At 70.9% G+C, this 7,608-nt stretch carries 8 protein-coding genes and 2 pseudogenes; 6 read left to right on the top strand and 4 right to left on the bottom strand.

The window, feature by feature from the left end:
* Nucleotides 1-122 (bottom strand): annotated as a pseudogene (locus ASJ79_RS31025) (hypothetical protein); the annotation flags it as partial.
* Here ASJ79_RS31025 and ASJ79_RS14080 point away from each other — a divergent pair.
* From ASJ79_RS14080 to ASJ79_RS14060, 5 genes and pseudogenes are all read left to right on the top strand, one after another.
* Nucleotides 117-539 (top strand): annotated as a pseudogene (locus ASJ79_RS14080) (ATP-binding cassette domain-containing protein); the annotation flags it as partial. The pseudogenes ASJ79_RS31025 and ASJ79_RS14080 sit on opposite strands and share 6 nt — an antisense overlap.
* Nucleotides 523-2,121: an FAD-dependent oxidoreductase gene (locus ASJ79_RS14075; RefSeq protein ID WP_067956132.1), complete on the top strand. Its 1,599-nt coding sequence runs from the start codon at nucleotides 523-525 to the stop codon at nucleotides 2,119-2,121. The pseudogene ASJ79_RS14080 and the gene ASJ79_RS14075, both read left to right, overlap by 17 nt.
* Entirely contained in the window at nucleotides 2,118-2,525 is a 408-nt protein-coding gene (locus ASJ79_RS14070; RefSeq protein WP_067956130.1) for a ferredoxin family protein, read from the top strand. The genes ASJ79_RS14075 and ASJ79_RS14070 overlap by 4 nt, the downstream gene beginning before the upstream one ends.
* 54 nt (nucleotides 2,526-2,579) lie before the next feature.
* A complete protein-coding gene (locus ASJ79_RS14065) occupies nucleotides 2,580-2,873 on the top strand; it encodes a helix-turn-helix transcriptional regulator (RefSeq protein WP_067956128.1) in 294 nt (97 codons plus the stop codon).
* A complete protein-coding gene (locus tag ASJ79_RS14060) occupies nucleotides 2,870-3,256 on the top strand; it encodes a VOC family protein (protein WP_067956126.1) in 387 nt (128 codons plus the stop codon). The genes ASJ79_RS14065 and ASJ79_RS14060 overlap by 4 nt, the downstream gene beginning before the upstream one ends.
* A 9-nt stretch (nucleotides 3,257-3,265) precedes the next feature.
* On the opposite strand, the gene ASJ79_RS14055 is transcribed toward ASJ79_RS14060, so the two are convergent.
* Nucleotides 3,266-5,260 carry a phosphotransferase gene (locus ASJ79_RS14055; RefSeq protein WP_156448440.1) on the bottom strand — a complete coding sequence of 665 codons (1,995 nt, stop codon included), beginning with the start codon at nucleotides 5,258-5,260 and terminating at the stop codon, nucleotides 3,266-3,268.
* Nucleotides 5,261-5,327: 67 nt separating this feature from the next.
* On the bottom strand, nucleotides 5,328-5,792 hold the full coding sequence (locus ASJ79_RS14050; RefSeq protein WP_067956124.1) for a hypothetical protein: 465 nt from the start codon (nucleotides 5,790-5,792) through the stop codon (nucleotides 5,328-5,330).
* A 111-nt stretch (nucleotides 5,793-5,903) separates the two neighbouring features.
* On the opposite strand from ASJ79_RS14050, the gene ASJ79_RS14045 reads away from it, so the two are divergent.
* Nucleotides 5,904-6,893, top strand: a complete 990-nt coding sequence (locus tag ASJ79_RS14045; protein WP_067956122.1) for an SDR family NAD(P)-dependent oxidoreductase — start codon at nucleotides 5,904-5,906, stop codon at nucleotides 6,891-6,893.
* On the opposite strand, the gene ASJ79_RS14040 is transcribed toward ASJ79_RS14045, so the two are convergent.
* Nucleotides 6,890-7,492, bottom strand: coding sequence for a TetR/AcrR family transcriptional regulator (locus ASJ79_RS14040; RefSeq protein ID WP_197420211.1), 603 nt, complete (start codon nucleotides 7,490-7,492; stop codon nucleotides 6,890-6,892). The two genes, ASJ79_RS14045 and ASJ79_RS14040, sit on opposite strands and share 4 nt — an antisense overlap.
* Nucleotides 7,493-7,608 lie beyond the last annotated feature (116 nt).

Genomic DNA, 7,608 nt, shown 5'->3' with positions numbered 1-7,608 from the left:
GCGGCCTCCTCACGCACACGGCCGAGCACCTGGCTCTCGTCGTTCCAGCCGGTCCACCCGGCGAGGCGGCGCGCGTACTCGTCGCGTAGCGCGTAGTCGCGGATCCGGGCCACCAGCGGGACGCACTCGACGAGGTCGGGCTGTCCGACAAGGCGCGCTCATGGCCGCTGTCGCTGTCCGGCGGTGAGGCACAACGGGTTTCACTGGCCCGGGCGCTGGTGCGCGAACCCGACCTGCTGCTGCTCGACGAACCGTTCGGCGCGTTGGACGCGCTGACCCGGCTCAAGATGTACCGCCTGCTGCACGACCTGTGGGCCCGCAGGCACATGGCCGTCCTGCACGTCACCCACGACGTCGACGAGGCGATCCTGCTCGCCGACCGCGTGGTCGTGCTGTCCGAGGGCACCGTGTCACTGAACCGCCGCGTCGACCTGCCGTTCCCACGCAGCCGCGGTGACGACGGTTTCGACGATCTGCGCCGGGCACTGCTCGCCGAACTGGGCGTCCGGGAGGAGGTCGGGCATGACCGCGGCCGCTGAGGTCGACACCCAGGACACCGACGTCCTGGTGATCGGCGGCGGCCCGGCCGCCACCTGGGCCGCGATCGCGGCGACCGAAGCCGGAAGCCGGGTCACGTTGGTGGACAAGGGCTATTGCGGGACCAGCGGCGCCACCGCCGCCGGCGGCAACAACCTGTGGCTGATCCCTCCCGGCCCGCGCCGCGACGAATCCATCCGTGAGCGCGAGGCCGCCGCGGGCGGCCTGACCGACGCCGACTGGATGGCGCGGGTGCTGGCCGCGGCCTGGGACCGGATCGACCAGCTCGCCCGATGGGGTTACCCGTTCCCGGTCGGCGATGACGGCCGGCCGCTGCGCAGCAGCCTGCAGGGCCCGGAATACATGCGCCGGATGCGGCGCAAAGCCCACCGCAGCGGGGTCCGCATCCTCGACCATCATCCCGCCACCGCGCTGACCACCGATGCCGACGGAATCGTCAACGGCGCGACCGGAATCGCCCGCCAGGACGGCGGACGGCCGTGGCGCATCCGGTCCGGCGCGGTGGTGCTGGCCACCGGCGGCACCGCGTTCCTGTCGGGGTCCTTCGGCACCAACGTCGACACCGGCGACGGCTATCTGATGGCCGCCGAGGTGGGCGCGGACCTGTCCGGCATGGAATTCAGCGCCGCCTATGCGCTGGCGCCGGAGTGGGGCACCCACACCAAAGGCCGCATGCTGCAGTGGGCCACCTTCTACGACGAACACGGCAGCCCCTTCCCGACCGAACGCGGCCTGGGCGGCCGCAGGGACGCTCAGTGGGCACTCGCGCACGGGCAGCGGGTGTTCGCCAGGCTGGACCGCGCACCCGAACACATCCGGCAGACCATGCGGGATGCCCAGCCCAACTACTTCCTCCCGCTCGACAAGGCCGGCATCGATCCGTTCGTCACCGCCTACCCGGTCCGGATGGTGTACGAGGGCTCGGTGCGTGGCACCGGCGGGCTGCGGATCACCGGGCCCGACTGCGCCACCACCGTTCCCGGCCTGTTCGCCGCGGGCGACACCGCGACCAGGGAGCTGATCACCGGGGCGATCAGCGGCGGCGGCAGCCACAACGGATCCTGGGCGATCGCGTCGGGATCGTTCGCCGGGCGCGGCGCCGCGGAGTTCAGCCGGGGCCGCACCAGAGATGCGTCCACCGCGAGCAACCGGGTGGGTCTGCGGCCCGGACCCCGGGACGCGCCGACCGTCGACGAGGTGGTGCGCGCCGCCCAGGACCAGATCCTGCCGCCGCTGCGCAGCCACCTCAAGTCACATGACAGGCTCACCGCGTCCGCCGCGGCACTCGACGATCTGTGGCGCGACATCGCCGCCGGGCTGGCACCGGTGCCGGCGCGGGAGGCATACAAAGCGCGGCAGGCGGTCGCTCTGGTCGCCGCCGCGCGGTGGATCACCTCGGCGTCGCTGGCGCGCACCGAGAGCCGGGGGCTGCACCGCCGCGAGGACCTCCCCGCCCTCGATCACCGGCTCGGTCACCGCCTGCTGGTCGGTGGGCTCGACGAGGTGTGGACCGCGGCGGATCCGACGTCACCGCAACTGCTTTCGTCGGAGGCGGTGGCGTGATCGAGATCGTCAGCGCCGCCGCCTGCATCGCGTGCGACGTGTGCGTGAAGGTGTGCCCCACCGACGTCTTCGACCGCGGTGCGGACGGTATCCCGGTGATCGCCCGGCAATCGGACTGCCAGACCTGCTTCATGTGTGAGGCGTACTGCCCCGTCGACGCGCTGTACGTCTCCCCCGTCTCGGCGCCGGTGGGCCCGGACAGTCCGCACGCCGACGAGGAGGCGGTCGCCCGCACCGGTCTGCTGGGTGGGTACCGCGACATGGTCGGCTGGGGCCGCGGACGGACCCCCGGTGCGCTGCGGGATCGCAACCCGGTGCTGGAAGCGGTTCCGCCGCTGCCCGAATCGCGGCTTCCCATACCCGCGACGCGGGTGGACTCCCCCTGGAACCACCCCGCGGAGTGAGGTTGGCGAACCCCCGTCTTGACAGGCAAGTACCTACTTGCCTATTGTCGGGTCGTGGGTGACGTCTTCAAGGCCTTGGCCGATCCCACGCGGCGGATGATCCTCGACGAGTTGACCGACCGGGACGGCCAGACACTTTTCGAGATCTGCGCGCGTCTGGCCACCAAGCACGGGGTCAGCGCGTCTCGGCAGTCGACGTCCCAGCACCTGGACGTGCTGGAGTCCTCCGGCCTGATCGCGACCCGCCGCGAAGGCCGCTACAAGTTCCATTACATCGACACCGCACCGCTGCGCGAGGTCGCCCGGCGGTGGCTCGAGAACACCGGCACCGAGGAAGGAACGACATGAGGATCAGTTACGCCAGCATGCTCGTCGACGATCAGGACAAGGCGCTGCGCTTCTACACCGATGTGCTCGGATTTCAGGTCAAGCACGACATTCCGATGGGCGGTGCCCGATGGATCACCGTGGTGTCGCCCGAGGATCCCGACGGCACCGAACTCACCCTTGAACCGGACGGCCACCCTGCCGTGAAACCGTTCAAGGACGCGCTGGTCGCCGACGGGATCCCGTTCACCGCGTTCGTCGTCGACGACGTCCGCGCGGAGTACGAGCGGTTGCGCGACAAGGGAGTCCGCTTCACCCAGGCGCCCACCGACATGGGACAGGTGACGACCGCGGTACTCGACGACACCTGCGGCAATCTGGTGCAGCTCCAGAGCGCGAGTTAGGGCGCCGCCTCAGCCCTGGCTGCGGTTCCACTCGATCCAGCCCACCCCGGTGCGGCCGTCGGCGGTTCTCACCGTCCCCCACGCCCGCGGGAACCGGCTGAGCCTCCCGTCCGTCGCCGTCAGCAGCACCGGCGCATGGCCGCGGACGTCGAGGGTGGCGGTGACGCCGCCCGGCGCATAGTCCACCTCGGCCGATAGCGGCAAACCGTTGTCGGAGAAGGAGGTCCGGGCGGTCACCGAGGTCAGCTCGACGAGTGGCTCACCGTCGCGCTGGACGTAGCCGACCGCCATCGGGGCTGCGCCGGGGATCAGGATCTCCACTCCGTGCAGGTGCGTGCCGTCGTCGAGGTGCAGTGCGCTCCACATCCAGTCCATGCCCCACCAGTCCCGCGCCGCCCAGGAATGGTCGCGCTGTCCCGGGACGTCGGCGAAGTCGTAGGTCCGCCCGTCGGCGACGACGGTTCCCGTGACCGTGCACGGAATCTCGTAGCGCGGTGAGATGCGGTACTGGTACGGCTGCCCGACCGTGGTCCAGGTCAGGTCCATCGTCACCGCGACGGGCCGGCCCGCTTCTCCGCGCAGGATCGCCGACGGGTCGTCGTGGGCCTCGCCCCGACCCCGCACCGCCACCCGGTAGGTCCGCAGCGGGGCCGGGACGTCGATGTCCAGTTCGATACCGCCCGCGCGGACACGGGTGTGGTCCTCGGGCAGCGGGGCGTCGAAGTCGAGCAGCGCGACGGTGGGGGCGCCCGGTGCGCACAGCAGGGCGTTGATCCACGCGTGGTTCTCGTTCGGGATCAGCCCCAGCCGGATCCAGCCGCCGACCTGCCGGGACGGGTCGACGAAGTCGAAGTACCAGCTCTCGCTCCACAGCGTTTCGTCGGTCGGGGGGTGGCGGCCGTCGTCATCGGCGTTGGGCTGCAACGGTTCCGGCGTGCTGGGTGCCGGCAGGATGGCGAGCGCGTCGGTGTCGAGCACGTGCTGGCAGTTCCGCGCGATCATCGCCATGAACATCTCGTCGCCGCGCTCGGTCCGCTCCACGAGCATCGGCGACACGATGGCCATCAGCACCCCGAAGAAACTCTGGTGACGCACCCCCTCGCGCACCTCCTCGAGGGTGACACCCGCGGGACCGAGCGCTTCGTGGTACACGGCGAGCAGCGCGTCGTAATTTTCGCGGCGCTGGTCCACGGGTAACGCGCAGCCGAGGAAGTAGGCGACGTCGGTGAAGGCCGGCCCCCAGGTGACGGTCTGCCAGTCGACCACGGTCAACGGACGGTCGGACCCGTCCTGGCCGAACAGCATGTTGTCGAGCCGGAAATCGCCGTGCACCAGACCCCGCGGCCGGTCGGAGGCGTCCTCGGCCGCCATGTAGGCGTCGAACGACGCGACGAAACGTTCGCACACGTCCCGGTGCTCGGGCGCGATCAGGTCGCGGTAGCGGTCGATGTAACCGGCGTAGAGCGCGCTGATCAGGCCCTGGTTCACCGGCGACTCCCGGTTCAGCCAGCCCGCGCCTTCCAGCGCCCGGCTGCCCAGCAGCCGACCGTGGACCAGGCCGATCTGCGTAAGCGCCAGCGTCGCCTGTTCGACTGTGGCGCCGCGGACCTCGTCACCCACCACCGCCGGAGCGGCGTCGGCGAGCAACAGGTCGAAGACGCCGGTGTCCGGGTCGTAGGCGCCGTGATAGCAGGGTGCGACGGGCCCGTCGAGATCCGGAGCGATGTCGGTGTAGAACCGGACCTCACGTTCGTAGAGCCCCATCGCCAGGCCGGTCTGACGGCTGCTGGGGTCGGCCGCGGCGACCTTGAGCACCACCGACGCCGGACCAGCGCCGTCCTCGGCATAGCGCAGCGAGACGCGGTAGCACTCGCTCATCTGGCCGGTGCCGATCCGGTCGACGCTGAACGCGGTGACGGTGCCCTGCCCGAGCACCGCCGTCAGCCACTCGGCGGTCAGGTCGGCGGGGCGTTGGATCAACTGCGGACGCAACGATGAGTGCACCGGGTCAACGTATAGCAGCGCGCCCGCCCGGAAGGGCACATCGGCGGAATTACTTGACGGATGTCAACTAGGCGTCGCCGGCCCGTGCCCGCCGGTGCGGCGTGTCCAGCCACCGGGCGATCCTCGGCTCGAACACCGCGATCAGCGTCGCGGCGAAGAACCACAGGATCGACAGCGACACCGTCGTGTTCCACGCGTCCATCGAGAAGCCCTCGTCGTCCTCGCTGTGGAAGAACGGGGCCACCACGAGGTGCTGGATCGCGGGTGCCGCCGCGATGCAGAACGCCAGGCCGGTGGTGGCGCCGAAGGCCGCCCGCAGCAGCAGGGACCGTGGGGTCAGGTCGGCCGGTGCGGGGATGTGGTGCGCGAGCAGGATGCACAGCAGCATCACACCGATCACGACGGCCAGCAGATCCCACTCACCCGGACCCATGATGAACGCCACCGCACCCGCGACGGTGGCCAGCGCCAGCGCGCCGGGGTCCACCCGTGGTCGTTCGAAACCCGTCGGCATCTGCTGTTGCGCCCCCATGGGGTCACTGTAAGGCCTCGGCCGGCGCCCCGACCTGCTTAACGTCCGGTCGACCGTACTGTGGACGCAAGCCGGGCGGGCGTCGGTCCCCGGCGTCGAGCGGAGGGGCGCATGAGGGTACTGGTCACCGGCGGCACCGGCTTCGTCGGAGCATGGACCGCGAAAGCGGCCCAGGACGCCGGGCACGATGTGCGGTTCCTGGTCCGCAACCCCGACCGGCTGACCACCAGCGCCGAGAAGATCGGCGTCGACATCGGCGACCACGTGACGGGCGACATCGCCGACCCGGCGGCGACCGCAGCCGCCATGGACGGTTGCGATGCGGTGATCCACTGCGCGGCAATGGTTTCCACAGACCCGAACCGCGCCGACGAGATGCTGCACATCAACCTCGAGGGTGCGCGCAACGTTCTCGGCGGCGCCGTGCACGCCGGTATCGACCCGATCGTCCACGTGTCGAGCTTCACCGCGCTGTTCCGGCCCGGCCTCGACGTGCTCCACGCAGATCTGCCGGTGGTCGGCGGCAGCGACGGCTACGGCCGGTCCAAGGCCGCGGTGGAGTCCTACGCCCGCGGCCTGCAGGATGCCGGCGCACCGGTCACCATCACCTATCCCGGGATGGTGCTCGGCCCGCCCGCGGGCGATCAGTTCGGTGAGGCCGCCGAGGGCGTCGAGGCGTCGGTGAAGATGCGCGGCGTGCCCGGCCGCAGCGCGGCATGGATCGTGGTCGACGTCCGCGATCTCGCGGCGCTGCACGTGGCCCTCCTCGACGCCGGACGCGGCCCGCGCCGTTACATGGCAGGAGGGCAACGGGTTCCGGTCGACAAACTGGCATCGATGATCGGCGCCGCGGCCGGCCGGACCCTGCTCGTCTATCCGGTGCCCGACGTCGCCCTGCGCACCGCGGGCAGACTTCTCGACGTCGTGGGGCCGTTCATGCCGTTCCAGACGCCGATCAACTCGGCGGCGATGCAGTACTACACCCAGATGCCCGAGTCCGACGACGAGCCCGGCCGCCGTGACCTCGGCATCACCCCGCGCGATCCCGCCGAGACCATCGCCGACACCGTCGCGGGGCTGGGGCGGGTCGGCCGGCTTTAGGTCCCGGCGTCCGGCACGAGCACGCCGTGCAGCACCAGATCGGCCAGCTTCGCCGCCGCGTCGTCGATGTCGGTCACCTTCCGCACGCAGACCGCGTACCAGGCCGCGCCCGCGATGACGTCCATGACGGTGTCGGCGTCCACGCGCGGGCGGACCCTGCCGCGCTCGACCCCGTCGGCCACCTGTCCGGCGAGCTGTCGCCGCGCCGCCGCCTCCAGCCTGTCGTCGATCAGCTTCTGCATGGCGGGCTCCAGGCGCAGGTCGTGCAACAGGCCCGGAAACGCCTCGCGCACAACGGGGTCGCCATACATGACCAGCGCCCCGCGGCACAGCCGGGTGATTTCGGCGGCGACGTCGTCCTCGCAGGGCGCCGAACCGAGATCGGGGAACGCCGCCTCGTGGATCAGATGGGCCTTGGACCGCCAGCGCCGGTAGATGGCGGGTCGGCTCACCCTGGCGGTCGCGGCGATGAGATCGATCGAGGTGGCCGAGTAGCCGCGGGTCACCAGCAGCTTGCGGGTGGCTTCCAGCACCGCCTCGTTGATCGCCGGGTCCCGACGCGATCCGTGGTGGCGGCGCCGGGCCGGTGCGTCCTTCACCGATCCGTTCCCTTCGTGCAGTCGTCGAGGCAGTGTGTCACAACCACAATGTCCGCACGCGTCGATCAGACGCAATATCGGCTCCGCCGATCTGCCCGGCCGGTGTTTGTCCGCCG

Source organism: Mycobacterium sp. NAZ190054 (assembly GCF_001545925.1).
Taxonomy (GTDB): domain Bacteria; phylum Actinomycetota; class Actinomycetes; order Mycobacteriales; family Mycobacteriaceae; genus Mycobacterium.
This window is presented reverse-complemented; position numbering and strand designations above follow the sequence as displayed.

Bases quoted from the DNA above. Each gene is read 5' to 3' on its own strand.
- ASJ79_RS14060 (WP_067956126.1), top strand. From the start codon at position 2,870: ATGAGGATCAGTTACGCCAGCATGCTCGTCGACGATCAGGACAAGGCG.
- ASJ79_RS14050 (WP_067956124.1), bottom strand. From the start codon at position 5,792: ATGGGGGCGCAACAGCAGATGCCGACGGGTTTCGAACGACCACGGGTG.
- ASJ79_RS14075 (WP_067956132.1), top strand. From the start codon at position 523: ATGACCGCGGCCGCTGAGGTCGACACCCAGGACACCGACGTCCTGGTG.
- ASJ79_RS14045 (WP_067956122.1), top strand. From the start codon at position 5,904: ATGAGGGTACTGGTCACCGGCGGCACCGGCTTCGTCGGAGCATGGACC.